Genomic DNA, 20,468 nt, shown 5'->3' with positions numbered 1-20,468 from the left:
CAGAGGGCCTGACTTTTCCTTCCCCAAGCGACGGGGGCGTCAGGGCCACCCGCGAAACAAAGACCCGAACGTGCCGGGCGTCATACCAGTCTAAAGGGAAAAGCTGAAGGGAGCCTGCTACTGGCCCTCCGGGGCCCATTCCCCTGCTGCGGAAGCGTCCCCGCCGGGCTCGAAGAGGTCCAGCTGCTCCTGCGCAAACACGTTGGACGGGATGGCGTAGCCCAGATGCGTCCATGCGGGCGCCAGCGCGATCCTGCCGCGGGGTGTCCGGCCCAGCAGGCCTTCGCGGACCAGGAAGGGTTCGGCGACGGTTTCCACTGTTTCGGTTTCCTCGCCCACGGCAATGGCGAGGGTGGAAAGGCCCACCGGGCCGCCGCCGAATTTGGTGATGAGGGCCTCCAGGACGGCCCGGTCCAGCCGGTCCAGCCCTTTCTTGTCCACTTCATACATGTCCAGGGCAGCGGAAGCGGCCCTGGCGTCGATTTGTTCGATGCCGTGCACCAGCGCCCAGTCCCGGACACGGCGCAGCAGGCGGTTGGCGATACGTGGCGTACCGCGGGAACGGCCTGCGATCTCAGCGAATCCGGCGGAATTGACCTTCAGGTCCAGCAGGCCGGCGGATCGGCGCAGGACCAGTTCCAGCTCGGGAACCGAGTAAAACTCAAGGTGCCCGGTAAAGCCGAACCGGTCGCGCAGCGGCCCCGGCAGCAAACCGGCACGGGTGGTGGCACCTACCAGGGTGAACGGCGGCAGTTCCAGTGGAATCGCGGTGGCGCCGGCACCCTTGCCCACGACGATGTCGACGCGGAAGTCCTCCATGGCCATGTAGAGCATTTCCTCGGCGGGCCGGGACATGCGGTGGATTTCGTCGAGGAACAGGACCTCGCCTTCGGAGAGCGAGGACAGGATGGCCGCGAGGTCGCCGGCGTGCTGGATGGCAGGTCCGCTGCTGAGGCGCAGCGGGGCGTTCATCTCGGCCGCCACGATCATGGCGAGGGTGGTCTTGCCCAGGCCGGGCGGCCCTGAGAACAGCACGTGGTCCGCAGTGCGCCCGCGCATCCGGGAGGCCTGCAACACCAAGGACAACTGCTTGCGTACCCGGTGCTGGCCAACAAAGTCGTCCAGGTTCTTGGGCCGCAGCGCCGCCTCAATGGCGCGCTCTTCCGGCTCCTCCCCCGCGGCAACCAGTGAGGGTTCAGCCACGGGTGCCTACACGGTTGCCGGCCCGGGCGCCGTCCTGGCCCAGCCACCGGAGCGTGGTGCGGAGGATCTCGGGAACGTTGCCGCGGAAGGACACTTCGGGTTCGTCGGCCAGCGCTTTGTCGATGCTGGCGGAGGCGTCCTTCTCGGACCAGCCCAGGCTGGTCATGGCGGCCACCACCTGGGGCTTCCAGGCGGCTTCGGCCGGGGTGCCGGCCCCGGCAGCGGGCGCGGTTCCCTGCGGAACGAGCTTTCCTGCGAGCTCCAGGACAATCCTGCCCGCGACCTTGGGACCGATCCCGGGGACCTTGGTGAAGGTCTTGCTGTCTCCCGTATGCGCCGCCACGCGGATGGCCTCGGGATCGTGGACGGCCAGGACGGCGAGGGCAAGCCGGGGGCCGACGCCGCTGACGCTCAGCAGGATCTCGAAAACCTCACGCTCGTCGTCGTCCGCGAACCCGAAGAGCGTGAGGGAGTCCTCGCGCACGATCAGCGAGGTGAACACCTTTCCCTCTTCACCGACGCGGAGGCGGCTGAGGGTCTGCGGGGTGGCGTACACGCTCATCCCGGCGCCGTTGAGGTCAATCACGGCCGTTGACAGGCCAACGTGCGCTACCGTTCCGCGGAGGAAACTGATCAAGGCCGGGCTCCCGTGGTACTGCGGGCCCCAAGGGCGGGGCCCGGCTATCCGAACATATCTACGAATACCCTAGCAAGCGGCAGGGACAATCAGCGTGCGCGGCGCGCCTTCGCCTCCGCTTCGGCCCACGCACGCTGGGCAGGCGTCAGGGATGAGTTGCCGGGGCCGGTCGTGGCCACGGCGGCACCGCTACCGGCGCGCCACGCATGCGTGATGGCCAGAGCCAGCGCGTCGGCCGCATCGGCGGGGCGCGGAGGGGCGTCCAGCCGGAGAATCTTGGTGACCAGCTTGGTCACCGCCTCCTTATTGGAGGATCCGCTGCCGGTGACAGCTGCCTTTACCTCCGACGGCGTGTGCAGGGCAACCGGGATTCCCCGCCGGGCCGCCGCAGCGATTACCACGCCGGAGGCCTGGGCCACCCCCATCACCGTGCTCACATTGAGCTGCGAGAAAACGCGTTCGACGGCGAGGACCTCCGGCTCGTAGCGGTCCAGCCACTCGTCGATGGCTGTGGCGATCACCAGCAACCGGCGGTCGAGGGTCTCGTCCGGGGACGTGCCCACGACGCCGACGGCCACCATGCTGGCGCGCCGGTTCCGTTCCACATCCACCACGCCAATACCGCAACGGGTGAGGCCGGGATCAACGCCCAGGACACGGAGGGTCACTTGTACTCCGCTCCGGCCGGGGACCCCGGCCCCAGCTCCTGCGGACTAGCGGGCAAGGTGGAACGTCACTCGGATTCCAGGGCGGCCTGGACGTCGTCGCTGAGGTCGGCGTTGCTGTACACGTTCTGGACGTCGTCGAGGTCCTCGAGGGCATCGGCCAGCTTCAGGAACTTGCGGGCGCCGTCAACATCCAGCTCCACCTGCATCGAGGGCACGAACTCAACTTCGTCCGTGTCGTATTCAATGCCGGCTTCCTTCAGCGCTTCACGGATGGCCTGCAGGTCGCCGGGCTCCGAGTGGATCTCGAAGGTCTCCCCGTTGTCCTTGACTTCCTCGGCTCCGGCATCCAGGACGGCCATCAGGACGTCGTCCTCGCTCAGGCCGTTCTTGGGCAGGTTCACCACGCCCTTGCGGGTGAAGAGGTAGCTGACCGAACCGGGGTCGGCAATGGTGCCGCCGTTGCGCGAGATGGCCAGGCGGACCTCGGAAGCTGCGCGGTTCTTGTTGTCGGTAAGGCACTCGATGAGGAGGGCAGAACCCTGCGGGCCGCGGGCCTCGTACATGATTTCGGTGTAGTCCACCACTTCGCCGGTAAGGCCGGCGCCACGCTTGATGGCGCGGTCGATGTTGTCGTTGGGAACCGAGGTCTTCTTGGCCTTGGTCACAGCCAGTTCGAGGCCGGGGTTGCCGGCCATGTCGGGTCCACCCATGCGGGCGGCAACTTCGATGTTCTTGATCAGCTTGGCGAAGGACTTTGCACGCCTGGCGTCAATGACGGCTTTTTTGTGCTTGGTCGTAGCCCATTTGGAGTGGCCTGACATGCTTTACGCTTCTCCTCTGATCATTCGGATAAAAAGTTCGTGTACGCGTTTTTCGCCGGTCACTTCCGGATGGAAGGAGGTGGCCAGCAGCTGGCCGGAACGCACTGCCACAATTCTAGCCGCCCCGGGCAGCTGGGCGGCGTGGGAAGCCTGGCCGGGCTCTGCCGGTTCCACCTGCGCGAGGATCTCCACGCCTTCCCCGACCCGCTCCACCCAAGGGCCGCGGATGAAGACGGCATGCACCGGATCCACGCCCGATTCCGTGGCACTGAAGTCCAGGCCCTTGAAGTCCAGGTCGGTTTCGAAGGACTCGCGCTGGCGGCCGAAGGCGTTGCGGCGGACAGTGATGTCAAGGCCGCCGAAGGTCTGCTGGGGCGCACCGGATAGATCGGTTGCCGGATCCGCGATATCGGACGCGAGCAGGATCATGCCTGCACAGGAGCCGTATACGGGCAGGCCCTCGCCGATGTATTTGCGGAGGGGGTCGGCAAGGTCGAAGGCCCGGGCCAGCTTATCGATGGCGGTGGATTCGCCACCCGGAATGATGAGGCCGTCCAGGCCGTCGAGTTCCTCCGGGCGGCGCACGGGAACGGCTTGGGCGCCGGTCGCTTCCGCGGCACGCAGGTGCTCACGGAAGTCGCCCTGGAGGGCCAGCACGCCGATTTTCAGGCCTGACCCCACGCGCGCCTGGGCAGCAGATGGGGGGTTTGTCATCTTTCCAGCATACGGCCCGGGCCGTATGGTCGACGCCGCCGGCGTGCTGCCGGCAAAGGTTGCATGCCGCTGCTGGGATATATTCAAAACATGGTCTTCTACAGTGTTCCGCTCGGCAAGCTGGTCCGCAGGGTGTCCCGGCTGCGGGGCGGCGGGTCCGCCCTGCCGGGCCTGGTGGTCGAGAAAATCGATCCCGGGTTCATGCGGCGGACACTCACCACCCTGCCCCACGGCGTGGCGGTAGTCAGCGGCACCAACGGCAAGACCACCACCACCAAAATGGTGGTGGAACTGCTGGAAAGCCAGGGCCTGAAGGTCTTCACCAACCGCACCGGCAGCAACTTCACGCGCGGCGTGGCGGCAGCCCTCCTCGGTGAAGTGGACTGGCGCGGCAGGCTGGACGCGGACATTGCCGTCCTGGAACTCGACGAAGCCCACGCAGTCCATTTCGTGAACAGTGTCCCGCCCCGGTACTGCCTGCTCCTTAACGTGCTGCGCGACCAGCTGGACCGTTTTGGCGAGATCGACAAGACCGCCCAGCTCCTGCAGCACATCGCCGCCAAGACCACCGGAACCGTGGTCCTCAACCGTGAGGATCCGCGGGTGGCACGCATCGCGGACACCCTGACGGGCCAGGAGGTCAAGTATTTCGGCCTTGACGACTCCCTGCTGGGGACCTTTCCCAACGACGACGACATGCGGGCTGCTCCCGGGAGCCCCGCCCCGGCGGGCCTGCCGGAAAAGCCGGCTGCCGACGTCGTGCTCCGAAAGGTGGGCGCGGACAGCGCCGAGTTTGAGTACGACGGCGGTAGGGTCACCACGGCGATGAAGCTGCGCGGCGTGTACAACATCTTCAATGCGGCTGCGGCCCTGACCCTTGCCCGCAGCATCTGCGGCGCGGGTGCCGCCACGGCGGACCACGCCACGTTGCTCGAGGCGCTGTCCAAGGTGGCCCCCGCCTTTGGCCGCGGTGAAAGCCTTACCGTGGACGGCCAGCCGCTGGACCTGGTACTCGTGAAGAACCCCAGCGGCTTCCGGCTTGGCCTGAAGTCATTCCCTGCCGGCGGTTACGCCACCATGATCGCGATCAATGACAACTACGCTGACGGCCGCGACATGTCCTGGCTCTGGGACGTGGAGTTCGATTCCCTCCGGGAGGGCGGCGTGGACATGATCACCGGGTCGCGGGCCTATGACATGGCGCTGCGGCTGCAGTACGACCAGGTTCCCCTCAGAGCAGTGGAAACGGAGATCCCCGCCGCCCTGGCAGCCTTCGTCAGGGAAGGCCGGGGCAAGCCGAAGCGGATCTTTTGCACCTACACGGCGATGCTGGCCATCCGCCGCGAGCTGTCCAAAATCACCACCGTGGAGGTTGTCTCGTGAATCCGGCACAAGCAGCGGCGGCGGACGGCGGGTCCAAGGGCACCCTCCGCGTGGTCCAGCTCTATCCCCGCGACATGAACATTTATGGCGACTGGGGCAATGCGCTGGTCCTGCAGCGCCGCATCCAGTGGCACGGGTACACCCCGGAACTGCTCGAGTACAACGTTGGCGATCCCTTCCCTGACGGCGTGGACATCATCGTAGGCGGCGGCGGCCAGGACAGCGGCCAGCTGGTGATCCAGGACGACCTGCAGGCCCGGGCCGGCGAACTCAAGGAGTTGGCAGAAGACGGTGCGCCCATGCTGGTCATCTGCGGCCTGTACCAGCTCTTCGGACGGTTCTTCAAAACCCGCACGGGCTCTGTCATCCCCGGTATCGGCGTCCTGAACGTGGAAACGCACGGCACCGACGAGCGGCTGATCGGCAACGTCAAAGTTTCAACCACGGAGTTCGGCGAAGTCCTGGGCTACGAAAACCACAGCGGCCAGACGACGCTGGGCGACGGGGTCCGTCCCCTCGGCACCGTGGCCAAGGGAACAGGGAACAACAGCAGCGACGGCCATGAGGGCGCCCGCTACCGCAACATCGTTGCCAGCTACCTGCACGGCTCGCTGCTGCCCAAGAATCCGGCCATCGCGGACTTCCTCATCCGTACCGCCGCGGAACGAAAGTTCGGCAGCTTCTCCCCCGGCCATCCGGACGACACCTATGCGGTCCTGGCCCGGGAGCACGCTGCCCGCCGCCCCCGCTGAGCTGCGAGGGCTTCTGCGGGATCGCATCCGGACTGACCGCTCCCTGGAGTGATCCGGTCCCGGGACTGGGCCGCTTCAGTGGCGCCTCAACGCCACTGGAAATACTCCCGGTGGATGTTGGCCCGGCGAACGCCCGCCGCCTGGAAGGCCTTCCGGAACTGCCGAAGCATGGCGTCCGGACCGCCCATGAACACCGACAGCCGGCGCGGTTCGGTGCCCACTGAGGCGAGGACCGCTTCCGGGGTGAGCCTGCCGTCGGCCGCGGTGTCCACCAGATGCACGGTAAGCCGGGGATGCTTCCCCGCGACGGCGGTAATCTCGTCAGCGAACGGGGAGCGTCCTGCCGAGGTGACGAAGAAGTGCACCTCTTCCTCCAGTTCCCGGCGGGGCTCCGCATCCAGGGCCCGCAGCCAGCTGAGGAATGGCGTGATTCCCACTCCTCCCGCAATCCAGACCTGGTGTGCAGTGCCGCGGTGCCGGTCGAAACGGCCGTAGGGACCACCCACAACCGCCGGCATGCCTGGCTGGACCACATCGGGAAGCTTGGTTGTGTGGTCGCCCAACGCCTTCACCGTGATGCTGATTCCACCCTCCGGGGTAGGTCCTGAGATGGAGAAGGGGTGCCGCTGCCAGCCGTCGGCGGTTTCGAGGTAGACCATGGCGAACTGGCCGGGCTTAAAGGCCAATGGCCGTCCCAACGGACGCAGTGCTACTTCCACCAGGTCGGCAGCAACCGGCCGGACTCCTGCCACCTGATAGTCGTGATGCGGCAGGAAGCGGCGCGCCAGCAGTTCCCGGTAGGCATAGAAAGCCAGGCCTGTTCCGCCGATGGCCACGTAGCTCCACCGCAGTGCGGGCACAGCTTCGAATGCGCTGGCATCGAGCAGGCCGTGCAGGAATCCGGCCGCCAGGAACAGGCCGGTCAGGCGGTGGAAGCCCCGCCACCGCTCGTAGCCGCCCAGCAGGCGGGCCGCCACCTGGACCGGCTTGGACTGCAGCGCGATGACCACCAGCCGCCGGATGGGTGCCGGAAGCATGGTGCGCCATCGCGGCAGGATTGCCCACACCATCAGCGCTGCCAGGCCGCAAATGGCCATCACGGCCAAGGTCTTTCCCAGGCTGGTGGCCTCGGGGTTGGCGGCGAGTTCGATGTGCGGCAGCAGCAAGATAGTCGCCGTAATCGCCGCCCTGCGGTGCCAGATGGCGGCGTGGTCAATGCCGCCGAAAACAGGCTCGACAAGGGGAAGCGTACTGACCAGCACCAGTGCGATCGAATACAGCAGCACGGACTCGCCCCCGAAGAGCTGCCCCACGTAGCCCGTAACGGACTCGTTTTCCGGACGCGCCAGGTACCAGAAAATGCCATACGCGGCCACGAGCACCATGACCACGCCCGGTCCCAGCCACCGTAACGGTATGCCCAGGACGGCTGTCCCGGGCCTCGTGCCACCTTTGGTCATGGGCCCCGGTCTCCTTCGTCATTACCCGAACTGGGCGTTTGCCCTGCTGGGCGCACTGGTTGCAGTCCTGGCCGGACTCCCTAGCGGCAATTGTAGGGATGCCGGCTGGGAGGACGCCGCCACTCGCGGTGATTGAGAAGCGTGCCCCGCTGTGAAAGGTTTACCCCATGACGAACCCCCTCCTCACCGCCAGTCCCATGCCCTATGGCCTTCCACCGTTCACGGTGCTCACGCCGGAGCAGTACGGCGAGGCCATCGAAGCGGGCCTCGCCAGGCACCTGGACGAAATCCGGGCCATCGCGACGAACGCCGAACCGGCCACGTTCGAGAACACGGCCCTCGCGATGGAACGCTCCGGACAACTCCTGAACCGGGCAGCGGCGGCATTCTTCACCCTGGTGTCGGCGGACGCGTCTGAGCAGATCAGGGAATTGGAAACCGTGCTGTCACCGCGGTTTTCCGCCCACCAGGACGAGGTGTACCTCAACAGGAGACTGTTTGAGCGCTTTGCAGCCATCAATACGGCCGGCCATGATCCCGAATCAGTCAGGCTGGTGGACGAGTACCTCAGGGAGTTCCGCCAGTCAGGCATCCAGTTGGACGGTCCGGGCCAAGAGCGCCTGCGGGCCATCAACGCCGGGCTGGCCCGGCTTGGCACCGAGTTCGGCCAACGCGTCAAAGAGGGAATGAAATCCGCGGCCCTCCTGCTGGAGGACGCCCATGACCTGGCGGGCCTGCCCGCCGATGACGTCGCCAGCGCCGCGGAAGCTGCCCGCGCCGCCGGGCACGACGGCAAATACCTGCTCACCCTGATCCAACCCGGCAACCAGCCGGCCCTCGCCTCGCTCGAAAACCGGGACGTCCGCCGTCGGCTGTTCGAAGCATCGGTGGCCAGGGGCAGTGACGGCGGGAGCCTGAATGTCCTGGACCTGGCCAGGGAAATGGCCGGGCTGCGGGCGGAAAAGGCGCAGCTGCTGGGCTTCACCAACTACGCCGAACTGGTGGCCGACCGCCAGACGGCCCCGGACTTCGAGGCAGTCCAGGCCATGCTCAGCCGGATGGCGCCGGCGGCTGTCCGAAACGCGGACGCCGAGGCTGCAGCCCTGGCCGAGGTTGCCGGCCACCCGCTGGAAGCATGGGACTGGGCCTACTATTCCGCGAAGGTGCGGCGGGAGAAATACGACGTCGACGAGCAGGCCCTGCGCCCCTACTTCGAACTGGACCGGGTCATTACCGACGGCGTGTTTTTTGCCGCCACGTCGCTGTACGGCATCACCTTCCAGGAGAGGGCAGATCTCAAGGCCTACCATCCTGACGTGCGCATCTGGGAAGTCCGAAATGAGGACGGCACCAGCCTGGGCCTGTTCCTCGGCGACTATTATGCGCGTGAGTCGAAGCGGGGCGGCGCGTGGATGAACTCACTGGTTGACCAGTCCTCCCTGCTTGGCACCCAGCCAGTGGTGATCAACACGCTCAACATTTCCAAACCGCCCGCGGGAGAGCCGACGCTGCTCACCCTGGACGAACTGCGGACCCTGTTCCACGAGTTCGGCCACGCCCTGCACGGCCTCTTCTCCAACGTCACCTATCCCCGTTTCTCCGGCACCACTGTGCCGCGGGACTTCGTGGAGTACCCCTCGCAGGTCAACGAGATGTGGATCATGTGGCCGCAGGTGCTGTCCCACTACGCCCACCACCACGTCACGGGCGAGCCGCTTCCGCAGGACATTGTGGACCGGCTCAACGCATCCCGGCTGTGGGGCGAAGGCTTCGCAACCACCGAGTACCTGGGCGCAGCCCTCCTCGACCTCGCCTGGCACACGCTGGAGCCGGGTGAAGTGCCGGACGATGCCTTGGAGTTTGAAGCCAAGGCCCTCGCCGCGGCAGGTATCGCCCATCCGCTGATCCCGCCGCGGTACCGGACCGGCTACTTCCAGCACATTTTCGCGGGGGCAGGATACGCGGCCGGGTACTACTCCTACATCTGGAGCGAGGTCCTGGACGCCGAGACGGTGGATTGGTTCACGGAGAACGGCGGCCTCACCAGAGGCAACGGCGAACGCTTCCGCCAGGAGCTCCTAAGCCGCGGCAACAGCCGCGACCCCCTGGAGTCCTTCCGCAAACTGAGGGGCCGCGAGGCGCGGCTCGAGCCCCTCCTTAAGCGCCGCGGCCTGGATTAACCCCATCGATTGCTCCGTAAACGCCGTTTTGAGCCTCTAAAAGGGCCGTTACGGAGCAGTCGATGTTAAAGAACGACGCCGGTCCCCCACCAAGAAGAGGTGAGGAACCGGCGTCGTCAGTTACAGAACCCAAGGCGCCCAAAGAAGACGCGAGGAGAGAGTTACCAGCCGCGTTCGGCGAGGCGGTGCGGTTGGGGGATCTCGTCGACGTTGATGCCCACCATGGCTTCGCCCAGCCCGCGGGAGGCCTTGGCGATGACGTCGGGGTCGTCGTAGAAGGTGGTGGCCTTGACGACGGCGGCGGCGCGCTGGGCCGGGTTGCCGGACTTGAAGATACCGGAGCCGACGAAGACGCCGTCCGCGCCGAGCTGCATCATCATGGCCGCGTCAGCGGGGGTGGCGATGCCGCCTGCGGTGAAGAGCACGACGGGGAGCTTGCCGGCTGCGGCAACTTCCTTGACCAGTTCGTACGGTGCCTGCAGTTCCTTGGCCGCAACGTACAGTTCGTCCTCGGGCAGGGAGGAGAGCTTGGCGATCTCGGAGCGGATCTTGCGCATGTGCCCGGTGGCGTTGGAGACGTCCCCGGTCCCGGCCTCGCCCTTGGACCGGATCATGGCCGCACCCTCATTGATGCGGCGCAGGGCCTCACCGAGGTTGGTGGCACCACAGACGAAGGGAACCTTGAAGTTCCACTTGTCGATGTGGTTGATGTAGTCGGCCGGGGTCAGGACCTCGGACTCGTCGATGTAGTCAACGCCGAGGGACTGCAGGACCTGGGCCTCGACGAAGTGTCCGATGCGGGCCTTGGCCATGACCGGGATGGACACGGCATCGATGATCTGGTCGATCATGTCGGGATCGGACATGCGGGACACGCCGCCCTGGGCGCGGATATCGGCCGGGACGCGCTCGAGCGCCATGACCGCCACGGCACCGGCGTCTTCGGCGATGCGGGCCTGCTCGACGTTGACGACGTCCATGATGACGCCGCCCTTGAGCATCTCGGCCATGCCACGCTTCACGCGGCTGCTGCCCGTGACGCTGTTCGCGGACGAACCGGCCTCGTTGCTTACATCAGGTGTAGACACAAAAACCCCTATGGGTAGACAGATGATCTTCGCCGGGCATGCGGCGGCAGCTGCCGGGGGTGCACGCACGGGTTGCCGGGTCCCTTGACCGGGCACTTATATACTAGTCCCCCGCCGCGCGCCCGGCTTAATCATGCTTAATCAGCGGGCGTGGGTTCCGCCAGCGCCTGCCGGCGGACTGAGACGATGCGCTGCACCACCGTGACGAGGCTCGCCACGGCAAGGAGGACCAGCGTCACCAGGAGGACCACCGGCGGGAGCCCCAGGCCGGTCAGGCCGGTGACCACCAGGACGGATACCAGGCGTTCGGCACGTTCTGCGATGCCCACGTTTGCGGTGAACCCCAGTGATTCGGCCTTGGCCCTGGCGTAGGAAACCACCATGCCCAGGACAAGGCACAGCAGGGCGGAGACGGCGATGGCGGTGTTGTTGCCGCCGGTGAAGAACCAGACGGAAACGCCGGCGAAAAGAGCGCCGTCGGCGATCCGGTCCAGGGTGGAGTCGAGGAAGTTCCCCCAGCGGCTCTTCACGTCCTGCATGCGGGCCATGATGCCGTCCAGGACATCGGAAAAGATGAACGCCGTGATGAAGAGGGTGCCCCAGAAGAGCTGCCCCAGAGGGTAGAACACGAGGGCTCCCGCCGCAACCCCTGCAGTGCCAAGAATGGTCACCGCGTCCGGGGAAACACCGATCTTCAGGAGCCAGCGGGCCAGCGGGGTAAACACCGCGGTAAAGAAGCCGCGGGCATGCCTATTCAGCATCCGACTCCCCGGGCCAGGCGTCGGCCACCTGCTGACGGACCTCATCGAGGGTCTGGGTGATGGCCTTGGTCTGGGCAATGATTGGGAAGAAGTTGCCGTCCCCGCCCCACCGCGGAACGATGTGCTGGTGGAGGTGCGCTGAGATTCCGGCACCCCCAACCACTCCCTGGTTCATGCCCAGGTTGAAACCGCCCGGATTGGAGACCTTGCGCAGCACCCGCATGGCCGTTTGGGTCAGGTCAGCGAATTCTGCTGTTTCTTCCACCGTGAGGTCTGTGTAGTCCGGGATGTGCCGGTACGGGCAGACCAGCAGGTGGCCCGGATTGTAGGGGAAAAGGTTGAGCACCACGTAGCAGGTCCGGCCGCGGTGGACGATGAGGGCCTCTTCGTCGGTGCGGCCTGGACCCACGCAGAACGGGCAGTCGTTCTCGTTCTTGAACTGGTGCTGCCCGCCCTTGATGTAGGCCATGCGGTGCGGAGTCCACAGGCGCTGGAAGGCGTCTGGGACACCGGCGAGGGCAAAATCGTCGGTAACGCCGTCATCGCCTGGATAACCTGCGCCTGTGTTCTCCTGCACTGTGCTGCTTCCGTTCGGCTAGCTGGTCCGGTTGCGGACGGCGTCGGTAATCCGTTTGACGGCTTCCTCCACCGGTACGCCGTTGTCCTGGCTTCCGTCCCGGAAGCGGAACGACACCGCGCCTGCTTCCGCGTCGTCGCCGCCGGCGATCAGCACGAACGGGATCTTGTCCTTGCTGGCGGTACGGATTTTCTTGGGGAACCGATCGGACGAAGTGTCCACCTCTGCACGGATCCCAGCGGCCTTGAGCTGGTCGACGACGTCGAACATGTACTCGTTGAACGCTTCGGCAACAGGGATGCCCACCACCTGGACCGGCGCCAGCCAGGCGGGGAACGCACCGGCGTAGTGTTCGGTGAGGACGCCCATGAACCGCTCCACGGAGCCGAACAGTGCGCGGTGGATCATCACGGGGCGCTGGCGGCTGCCATCGGCGGCCTGGAACTCCAGTTCGAAGCGTTCGGGCAGGTTGAAGTCCAGTTGGATGGTGGACATCTGCCAAGTACGGCCCAGCGCGTCCTTGGCCTGCACGGAGATCTTCGGACCGTAGAACGCAGCTCCACCCGGGTCCGGCATAAGTTCCAGGCCGGACTCCTGGGCCACCTCGGCAAGGGTTTTGGTGGCTTCCTCCCAGGTGGCGTCATCGCCGACGTACTTTTCCGGGTCCTTGGTGGACAGTTCCAGATAGAAGTCGTTCAGCCCGTAGTCCTTGAGCAGGTCCAGGACGAAGTTGAGGGTCTTGGTGAGCTCATCCTTCATCTGTTCGCGGGTGCAGTAGATGTGGGCGTCGTCCTGAGTCATGCCGCGGACACGGGTGAGGCCATGCACCACACCGGACTTTTCGTATCGGTAGACCGAACCGAATTCGAAGAGCCGCAGGGGCAGTTCGCGGTAGGACCGGCCGCGGGAGCGGAAGATGAGGTTGTGCATGGGGCAGTTCATCGGCTTCAGGTAGTAGTCCTGGCCGGGCTTGCGGACGGTGCCGTCCTCGTTGAGTTCAGCGTCCACGTGCATGGCCGGGAACATGCCGTCCTTGTACCAGTCCAGGTGGCCGGAGACCTCGTAGAGGTGCCCCTTGGTGATGTGCGGGGTGTAGACGAACTCGTAGCCGGCTTCGACGTGGCGCCGGCGGGAGTAGTCCTCCATCTCCTTGCGGATGATGCCGCCCTTGGGGTGGAAGACGGGCAGGCCTGAACCGAGCTCGTCCGGGAAGGAGAACAGATCCAGTTCGGAGCCCAGCTTGCGGTGGTCGCGGCGTTCGGCCTCGGCGATGCGCTCCTGGTAGGCCTTCAGGGCGTCCTTGGTGGGCCAGGCGGTGCCGTAGATGCGCTGCAGCTGCTGGTTTTTCTGGTTGCCCAGCCAGTAGGCCGACGACGACCGGGTCAGGGCGAAGGCGTTGGAGATGAGCTTGGTGTTGGGCAGGTGCGGGCCGCGGCAGAGGTCGCACCAGACGGTGGTGCCTTCCTTGCGTTCCACGTTGTCGTAGATGGTGATGTCACCGGCACCCACCTCGACGTTCACGCCTTCCCCGGCCTCGGCGGCGTCGTTCTTCTTGCCGAGCAGTTCGAGCTTGTAGGGCTCGTTCTTCATCGCTTCGCGGGCCTGGTCCTCGGTGACGACGCGGCGCACGAACTTCTGGTTCTGGTTGACGATCTTCTGCATCATCTTTTCGAGGGTTTTGAGGTCCTCGGGGGTGAAAGGCTCGGCAACGTCGAAGTCGAAGTAGAAGCCGTCGGTGATGTAGGGGCCGATGCCGAGCTTGGCGTCGGGACGCAGCTGCTGCACGGCCTGTGCCATGACGTGGGCGGTGGAGTGGCGCAGGACGTTAAGGCCGTCGGGCGAATCAATGGTGACGCCTTCCACCTCGGCGCCTTCGGGAAGCTCCTGGTCCAGGTCCTTCAGTTCGCCGTTAACGCGGGCAACCACAACGTCACGGCGCTCAAAGAAGAGTTCCGCACCGGTTGTCCCGGTAGTCACCTTGGTCTCTTCGCCATCGACGAGAAGGGTGATCTGCTGGGCATCTGACACGGGTGTCTCCTATTCAAAGTTGTGGCTTCATAGCTTGTGGCATACGGGGACCACAGCCAGCCACCGTCAATGCTATCGGTTCCGGTCGGGCCGACCAACGCGGCGCACGGCAGGTACGCCCCACAAAAACTGCGGGCTCACCCGTTGAAACCAGTGATCGCCAATGTCCTGCTGATGCCATCCAGCGGATGGGACACGTCTCCGCCGCCCGCCGTCGCGGACTCTGGGAAGGGCAAGGTCTCTGTCCTGCTGAGGTCCCATGCCATGCTCGCACTGATGCTGATGCCACGGGGTCCGGTCCTGCGGGTGGTGCCGCGGATCAGCAGCAGGCGGGTGCCGAACAGGAGCGGCCCGGCACTTTCCTGGGCCTCGTGGAAGAAGACCGAATCCACGCAGCCGGTGCCGTCGTCGATGCTGATGAACACCACCCTCCTGCCGCCGCGCATGGGAGGCGTTTGGGTGGCGACTCGCACTCCTGCCACCAGCACTTCCGTTCCGTTGCGCAGGCCGAGGAGCTTATCCGCTGTGGTGACTCCCAGCCTTTCCAGCAGCGGCCGGTGGCTGTCGATCAGGTGGGTGCTGACATCGACGGCCATGAGGTCCAGTTCTGCCCTGACATTTTCCACCAGCGTGGGGGCGGGGAGCCCGGGCTTGATGTTCCGCAGTTCGATGTCGCCCAGGGGAAGGGCCAGCTGACCTTCCAGCACCTCCACGCCTTTGCGGTTTCCGTTGGCGGTTTGGAGCTGCTGCAGGTGCTGCACCAAATCCGCCCGGTTTGCCGGGCCTCCTGCTTCCCGGTGCAGGGAATCAAAGGCACCCAGCTGGGCAAGGCGCCGGATGCTCGGCTTGCTAAGCCGCGAGCGCGCCCGAAGGTCAGCCAGCGAATCATAGGGCTGCCCGGCCACGATGCGCTTCAATTCGGCGGCCGACAGTCCGTAGATCCCGTTCAGGCTGAGCCGGATTCCCAGCTTGCCGGTGTCCTTGCCAAATTCGATCCGCTCCACCCGGTACTCGGCTTTGCTCCTGTTGATGTCCAGGGGAAGGATGGGGATGCCCAGCCGCCGGGCTTCGGCCACCAGAAGCCGTTTGGGATACATCCCGGGATCGTGCTCCCACAAGCCTGCCAGGAAAGCTTCGGGATGGTGTGCTTTGAGCCAGGCGGACTGGTAGGTGGGAACGGCGAAGGCAGCGCCATGGGCCTTGCAGAAGCCGAAACTGGCAAAGGACTTCAACGTCCCCCATACCTTGTCCACTACCTCGGGGGTGTACCCCTTGGCCTTTGCGTGGCGCCGGAAGTATTCCTCCACCTGCGCTTCCCCCACCTCGTTGCTTAACGCCCTGCGGAACTCGTCGGCCTTGGCCAGCCCGCATCCGGTCATGATGTCGAGGGTTTTCAGGATCTGTTCGTGGAAGACCGTGACCCCATGGGTTTCCTGCAGCACGGGTTTGAGGTCGGGGTGCGGATACACCTCAGGGGCAAATCCGTGGCGGTGTTCCAGGAAGGGCCGCACCATGTCCGATTTCATCGGCCCGGGGCGGAACAGGGAGATATCGATGATGAGGTCGTTGAATTCCCGGGGCGCCATCTTGCCGATCAGTTCCCGCTGCCCGGGGGATTCAATCTGGAAGCAGCCCAGGGTGTGCGTGCTCCTGATCAGTTCGTAGGTTGGTTCATCGTCAAGGGGGACGGCATTGAGGTCGATCCGGCCGTCCCCTGCAATGTAGTCCGGCCCGGTGCCGTCGGGTCCCACCGGGTGCCCTCCCGCTGCCACCACGTCCTTTTTGGTGGGGTGGATGCGGATGATCTCCCGGACCGCGAAAGCCATGGCGCTTTGCATGCGGACACCCAGGACATCGAGTTTGAGCATGCCCATGGGGTCCATGTCATGTTTATCGAACTGGCTCATGGGCAGGCCAAGGCCGCTTGGCTGGACCGGGGTGCGGTCCAGGAGCGTGGCATCGCCCAGGATCACCCCGCATGGGTGCATGGAGATGTGGCGGGGCAGCCGGTCCAGGCGTTCGGTCAGGTCCACCAGCAGGTCCAGCTGCTGGTTGCCATCGGCATCGCGCTGTTCAACCCGGCCGGCGAACTCCCGCAGCTCTGGCTTTTCCTGCAGCGCCTCACGGAACTTCCGCGCCGAGAACCGCCACAGCTGCTTTGCGATCTCCCCTACCTCGCCGTCGTCCATCCCCAGCGCCAGCCCGGCGTCGCGCACTGCCCCCCGCGCCCGGTATCCGTTCTGCATGCTCATCAGGGTGACCCGTTCGGATCCGAACCGCTCGAAGATCCGCCGGTAGACGTTGTGGCGTTCAGCGCTTTCGACGTCGATGTCGATGTCCGGAAGGGTGGCGCGGTCGTTGGATAGGAACCGTTCAAAAATGAGGTCGTGCTGGAGGGGGTTCACATGGCTGACGTCGATCAGGTAGTTGACCAGGCTGGAGGCCCCCGATCCCCTGGCAGCCGCCCTGACCCCCATGTCCTGGATCATTCGGGATACCTCCGCCACCGTGAGGAAGTAGGAAGAGAAACCGAGGTTGTTGATGATGCCCAGCTCATGGTCCAGCCGAAGCAGCATGTCCCTCTCTGCCTTCCCGCTGACACCGGGGAACCGCCTGCCGATTCCCGCGTGGCAGCGCTGGATGAGTTCGGCGTGCGGATCCTGGTCGATGCCAATGACTGATGCCTCAGGGACCACAGGCTGTTTCCACCCCATATCTGTGGTGGGATGGATCCGGCAGAGATCGGCGAGCGCCTCGGTCTGGGCCATCAGCTGCTTGAGGTCCGCGGCGCCATAACCTGCAGCGGAAATGATCTCCTTCCCCAGTGCCAGCATCTGCTCCCCGGATTTCAACCACCCCTGCCCGGTAGGCTGCAGCAGCGGCTCCCCTGCCAGTTCCGGCAGGGACTTCAAGGTCCTGGCAGAGTCCAGGACATCGGCAGTTGGGGCTCCATCGGCAGCGCAATAGCGGACCGCATTGGTGAGGATGGCTGGTACATGGTGTTCCTCGGCCAGCCTGAGCATGCGGACGGCATGGGCAGTGCTGAACGGGGTACCCGGTGCGCTGAGCTGGGAGACGATTTCCGCCACCACTGTTCCCGCGGGCATGGCATCGATCCATTGCTTGAACAGGGTCCGGGGGCGCAGGTACCGCCGCCCGCCCATGGCCCGGCCGACGTCGGAGTCAGGGCCGAGCAGGACAGTCAGCACCGGTTTGAGGGTTTGGAGGTCCAGGGTGCGGGAGGCAAGTTCAGCGCGGGTGACTGCCGCGGGCACCGCTCCCCCGGCCTTCCCCGAAGTCCTGGCATGGGCGTCGGAAACCAGGCGGCAAAGCGCACGGTACCCTGCACCGTTGTTGTTGCCCCTGGCCAGCACCACCACCCGTCCGGCGACCTGCGTGCGGTGATCGCCGTCGTCGTCAAAGACTGCCAGGTCCACCCCCACAATGGGATCGATGCCGGCAGCCATGCAGGCCTTGAGGTGCTTTATGGTGCCGTACAGGCCGTCCCTGTCGGTGCAGGCAAGGGCAGTGGCCCCGTCCGCGGCGGCTGCCATGGCCAGCTCCTCCGGCCAGGAGACGCCGTAGTGGGCGCTGAATGCTGTGGAAACGTGAAGGTGGGTGAAGCTCATGCTGTTCTGTTTCAAGCAGTTCTGGGGCGTAGCGCGTCATGGATCCGCAGCAGCCGCCACCGGCCGCTGGGGATGTGGCGGGACAGGTCCAGGGTGAGTGGTTCTGGGCCGCCAGGATCATTGAAATCACCGGAACGGGATGGCTTCCGGTCGGGGACCACCTGGATGCGCCAGATTTCGTGGTCCACCACGCCCTGTCCGCTTCCCAAGGGAGCCCTGGCGTCCTCCGCCCACCATTGCCTGCGTTCGTACCACCGGACAGGTTCTGCGCAGACCGTGTAGGACCCGCCTGCCCAGGTGAGGGATTCCGGCTGGCCTGCAGCGGAGCACACCACGTCAACGGACTCGCTGAACATGCCCACGGCGCCTCCCCGGACGGTAAACCTGGATTAAGTATTCGAACATGTATTCGAATGCTGCCAGTCTACGCCGCCTCCGCAGCAAAACATAGGCGGGGGTGGACGGAGCGTGCGGCAGGGAGCAGGATGTTGGCATGAGTACCGATGACGCACTCCTCAAGCAGGCAAGCATCAAGGCCCAGGACTCCACCATCCTTGCCACGTTCGATATCGACGGCGCCATTCCGGAATCCGGCGCCTACGTGGTGGGGTTGATGGGAGCCTCGCCGGACTATTCATTCCAGCGGCGGCTGTGCATTGAATTCATGAACGGGGAGGCAATCGCCTGCTACTCGTTCAACCGGGACCAGGGGGTCGAGGAGGATTACGACCTGTCCGGGGTGTCCCATTCGGACAACAGCATTACCGGGAGCTTTCCCCTGTCAGCGCTGGATGGCCTGGGGAAGGGACATGTCATCTCTGCCTTCAGCGAGGCGGACGGACGGGAGTTCCAGCACGGCGTGCCGGTGGAGGAGGCTCTTTAGGCCACCTCCACCAACACTTTAAAGGTCAGCTGTTTTCTTTGTGGATCCGCAGTTCAAGTTCAATGAACGCGGAGATCATGGCCCGGTAGGTTGACTCCACGATGTCCGGGTCGATGTCCTTTTTCTCCGCCGCGGAACGGACGTGCTCAATGATGCGCTCCACCCGTCCGGGGGCGCGCACCTCGGCGTCATCGCCCTTGAGGGTTCCGGCAATCCTGATCAGCCGTTCGCGGCGTGCGATGAGGGTGACAATCTGCTCATCCACCTCGTCAACGGCAATCCGGACGGCCGCGAGCTGTTCCTTGTCGGCCCGGGCATCCCTGTCGTTTCCTTGAATTGTCGCCATCGTCTGACAGTATCGAAGCATGGAGCCCAGAGTCGACTTTATCTCCCTCGGTGTCCGCAACGTTGCGGATTCGCGCGCCTTCTATGTTGACGGCCTCGGCTGGCCGGTCCACCGGGAGGCGGCCGGGGAGGTGCTGTTCATCCAGGTGAACCACGGCCTGGTGCTCTCTCTCTGGGACGCACGCCAGATGCAGGCCGAAGCAGGCACCAATCCTCCGTCCGGCGTCCCCTGCATCACCCTCAGCCACAACGTGGCAAGTCCGGCTGATGTGGACAGGGTGATGGAGGAGGCAGCAGCTGCGGGCGCTGCCATCATCGCCGAGCCGGTCACCCAGCCCTGGGGCGGCTATACGGGGTACTTCGCCGACCCCGACGGCTTCCGCTGGGAAGTGGCCTACAACCCCACCTGGGCAGTGGACGACGACGGCACGGTCACCGTGTGAAGGCAGGGTTCATTGAGCTGGGCTGCTAGAACAGTGCCTCCACAGGTCGGATAAGTTCCGGGCCGTTGTTCCGGACGTTGCCCACTTCCTTGCCCACTGACTCAACCTGCCAATGGGCGGCGGCGTCCTTGACCCGGGACCGCACCAGGTCCACGAGCCCGGCTGCATCATCGGCCTGGGGGTCCAGCCAGGCTTCCATGGTGGCCTGGTCCATGGGCAGGGGCACCCTGTCGTGCAGTTCCGTCAGCTTCCCAAAGATGGTGGATTCGGTCCCCGGCGGGGGCGTGTCAGCGGTGAGGATGGAGGTGGACAGCAGCCAGCGGCCCGGCTCCCCCTCGGGCACGGACGGGTCCCTCCACCATTCATAAAGGCCGGCGAAAACAAGACCGTGGTCCTGGCCCGGGTGCACGTAGTACGGCTGTTTGGACTTCCCGGAGCCCTGCTTCCATTCGTAGTAGCCGTCGGCCGGGACTGCGCAGCGCCGGGACTGTACCGCTTTCCGGAACGCGGGTTTCTCCAGCACTGTTTCGCTCCGCGCGTTGATCATGCTGGACCCGATTTTCACGTCTTTCGCCCAGGACGGGACCAGGCCCCACCGGGCCACGTGCAGTTGCCGCACCTGCCTGGGCCCGGCGTCGCCCTCCTTCACGCGCTCCAGCACGATGGCGACGGCGTCGGTGGGCGCCACATTCCATGACGGCGGAATGCTCACCTCATCCTCCAGTTCGGCGTCGAACTCAGCAAGGAGGTCCCCCACGGCACGAGCCATTACGTAGCGTCCACACATGGCACCAGCTTGCCACCGGCCGCCATAAACTGTCATCCAACGCCGCCCAGGCACTGCGGGACGGGGGAATACCGGCGACCGCGCTACGGTTGAACGTAAGGAAACCTTC

General features: G+C 65.3%; 19 protein-coding genes. 5 read left to right on the top strand and 14 right to left on the bottom strand.

From position 1 onward, the window contains the following. Window positions 1-117 precede the first annotated feature (117 nt). The 5 genes from ruvB to pdxT all read right to left on the bottom strand — a co-directional run bounded on the left by ruvB (window position 118) and on the right by pdxT (window position 4,043). Window positions 118-1,203: a Holliday junction branch migration DNA helicase RuvB gene (gene ruvB / locus FBY30_RS16695; protein ID WP_142133726.1), complete on the bottom strand. Its 1,086-nt coding sequence runs from the start codon at window positions 1,201-1,203 to the stop codon at window positions 118-120. After that, window positions 1,196-1,840: a Holliday junction branch migration protein RuvA gene (gene ruvA, locus FBY30_RS16690; RefSeq protein ID WP_142133725.1), complete on the bottom strand. Its 645-nt coding sequence runs from the start codon at window positions 1,838-1,840 to the stop codon at window positions 1,196-1,198. The genes ruvB and ruvA overlap by 8 nt, the downstream gene beginning before the upstream one ends. An 89-nt stretch (window positions 1,841-1,929) precedes the next feature. Further along, window positions 1,930-2,508, bottom strand: coding sequence for a crossover junction endodeoxyribonuclease RuvC (gene ruvC / locus FBY30_RS16685; RefSeq protein WP_142133724.1), 579 nt, complete (start codon window positions 2,506-2,508; stop codon window positions 1,930-1,932). Window positions 2,509-2,573: 65 nt separating this feature from the next. Beyond that, window positions 2,574-3,329, bottom strand: a complete 756-nt coding sequence (locus tag FBY30_RS16680; RefSeq protein ID WP_142133723.1) for a YebC/PmpR family DNA-binding transcriptional regulator — start codon at window positions 3,327-3,329, stop codon at window positions 2,574-2,576. 3 nt (window positions 3,330-3,332) lie between these two features. Then, window positions 3,333-4,043, bottom strand: coding sequence for a pyridoxal 5'-phosphate synthase glutaminase subunit PdxT (pdxT, locus tag FBY30_RS16675; RefSeq protein WP_142133722.1), 711 nt, complete (start codon window positions 4,041-4,043; stop codon window positions 3,333-3,335). A 90-nt stretch (window positions 4,044-4,133) separates the two neighbouring features. On the opposite strand from pdxT, the gene FBY30_RS16670 reads away from it, so the two are divergent. Both FBY30_RS16670 and FBY30_RS16665 read left to right on the top strand, forming a co-directional pair. After that, window positions 4,134-5,426, top strand: a complete 1,293-nt coding sequence (locus FBY30_RS16670; RefSeq protein ID WP_200830711.1) for a Mur ligase family protein — start codon at window positions 4,134-4,136, stop codon at window positions 5,424-5,426. Beyond that, window positions 5,423-6,178: a type 1 glutamine amidotransferase gene (locus FBY30_RS16665; RefSeq protein ID WP_142133720.1), complete on the top strand. Its 756-nt coding sequence runs from the start codon at window positions 5,423-5,425 to the stop codon at window positions 6,176-6,178. Before FBY30_RS16670 ends, FBY30_RS16665 begins: the two co-directional genes overlap by 4 nt. Before the next feature lie 86 nt (window positions 6,179-6,264). On the opposite strand, the gene FBY30_RS16660 is transcribed toward FBY30_RS16665, so the two are convergent. Beyond that, entirely contained in the window at window positions 6,265-7,638 is a 1,374-nt protein-coding gene (locus tag FBY30_RS16660; RefSeq protein WP_142133719.1) for a ferredoxin reductase family protein, read from the bottom strand. Between the two features lie 167 nt (window positions 7,639-7,805). Here FBY30_RS16660 and FBY30_RS16655 point away from each other — a divergent pair, with 167 nt between their 5' ends. Next, window positions 7,806-9,818, top strand: coding sequence for a M3 family metallopeptidase (locus FBY30_RS16655; protein ID WP_142133718.1), 2,013 nt, complete (start codon window positions 7,806-7,808; stop codon window positions 9,816-9,818). Window positions 9,819-9,979: 161 nt separating this feature from the next. Here FBY30_RS16655 and pdxS read toward each other — a convergent pair whose 3' ends face one another. From pdxS to FBY30_RS16625, 6 genes are all read right to left on the bottom strand, one after another. Next, the gene (pdxS, locus tag FBY30_RS16650; RefSeq protein ID WP_142133717.1) at window positions 9,980-10,906 is read right to left on the bottom strand and encodes a pyridoxal 5'-phosphate synthase lyase subunit PdxS; all 927 of its coding nucleotides are present in this window, start codon (window positions 10,904-10,906) and stop codon (window positions 9,980-9,982) included. Between the two features lie 137 nt (window positions 10,907-11,043). After that, window positions 11,044-11,667, bottom strand: a complete 624-nt coding sequence (pgsA, locus tag FBY30_RS16645; protein WP_142133716.1) for a phosphatidylinositol phosphate synthase — start codon at window positions 11,665-11,667, stop codon at window positions 11,044-11,046. Next, window positions 11,657-12,244, bottom strand: a complete 588-nt coding sequence (locus FBY30_RS16640; RefSeq protein ID WP_142133715.1) for an HIT family protein — start codon at window positions 12,242-12,244, stop codon at window positions 11,657-11,659. Before FBY30_RS16640 ends, pgsA begins: the two co-directional genes overlap by 11 nt. Before the next feature lie 18 nt (window positions 12,245-12,262). Beyond that, the gene (gene thrS / locus FBY30_RS16635; RefSeq protein WP_142133714.1) at window positions 12,263-14,272 is read right to left on the bottom strand and encodes a threonine--tRNA ligase; all 2,010 of its coding nucleotides are present in this window, start codon (window positions 14,270-14,272) and stop codon (window positions 12,263-12,265) included. 137 nt (window positions 14,273-14,409) lie between these two features. Beyond that, window positions 14,410-17,901, bottom strand: a complete 3,492-nt coding sequence (locus tag FBY30_RS16630) for a DNA polymerase III subunit alpha (RefSeq protein ID WP_142133713.1) — start codon at window positions 17,899-17,901, stop codon at window positions 14,410-14,412. 11 nt (window positions 17,902-17,912) lie between these two features. Beyond that, on the bottom strand, window positions 17,913-18,263 hold the full coding sequence (locus tag FBY30_RS16625) for a hypothetical protein (RefSeq protein ID WP_142133712.1): 351 nt from the start codon (window positions 18,261-18,263) through the stop codon (window positions 17,913-17,915). 131 nt (window positions 18,264-18,394) lie between these two features. On the opposite strand from FBY30_RS16625, the gene FBY30_RS16620 reads away from it, so the two are divergent. Then, window positions 18,395-18,784 carry a hypothetical protein gene (locus FBY30_RS16620; RefSeq protein ID WP_142133711.1) on the top strand — a complete coding sequence of 130 codons (390 nt, stop codon included), beginning with the start codon at window positions 18,395-18,397 and terminating at the stop codon, window positions 18,782-18,784. A 25-nt stretch (window positions 18,785-18,809) separates the two neighbouring features. Here the strand turns inward: FBY30_RS16620 and FBY30_RS16615 are convergent, their stop codons facing one another. Beyond that, on the bottom strand, window positions 18,810-19,130 hold the full coding sequence (locus FBY30_RS16615) for a chorismate mutase (RefSeq protein WP_142133710.1): 321 nt from the start codon (window positions 19,128-19,130) through the stop codon (window positions 18,810-18,812). 19 nt (window positions 19,131-19,149) lie between these two features. Between FBY30_RS16615 and FBY30_RS16610 the strand changes: the two genes are divergently transcribed. Beyond that, the gene (locus tag FBY30_RS16610; protein WP_142133709.1) at window positions 19,150-19,572 is read left to right on the top strand and encodes a VOC family protein; all 423 of its coding nucleotides are present in this window, start codon (window positions 19,150-19,152) and stop codon (window positions 19,570-19,572) included. A gap of 25 nt (window positions 19,573-19,597) precedes the next feature. Here FBY30_RS16610 and FBY30_RS16605 read toward each other — a convergent pair whose 3' ends face one another. Beyond that, window positions 19,598-20,359 (bottom strand): SOS response-associated peptidase, encoded by a 762-nt coding sequence (locus tag FBY30_RS16605; protein WP_142133708.1) that lies wholly within the window; start codon window positions 20,357-20,359, stop codon window positions 19,598-19,600. Window positions 20,360-20,468: the final 109 nt, after the last annotated feature.

It is taken from the genome of Arthrobacter sp. SLBN-83, from assembly GCF_006715285.1.
Classification (GTDB): Bacteria; Actinomycetota; Actinomycetes; order Actinomycetales; family Micrococcaceae; genus Arthrobacter.
Note: the sequence above shows the minus strand (reverse complement) of the source record. Positions and strands in the feature narration are given on the sequence as shown.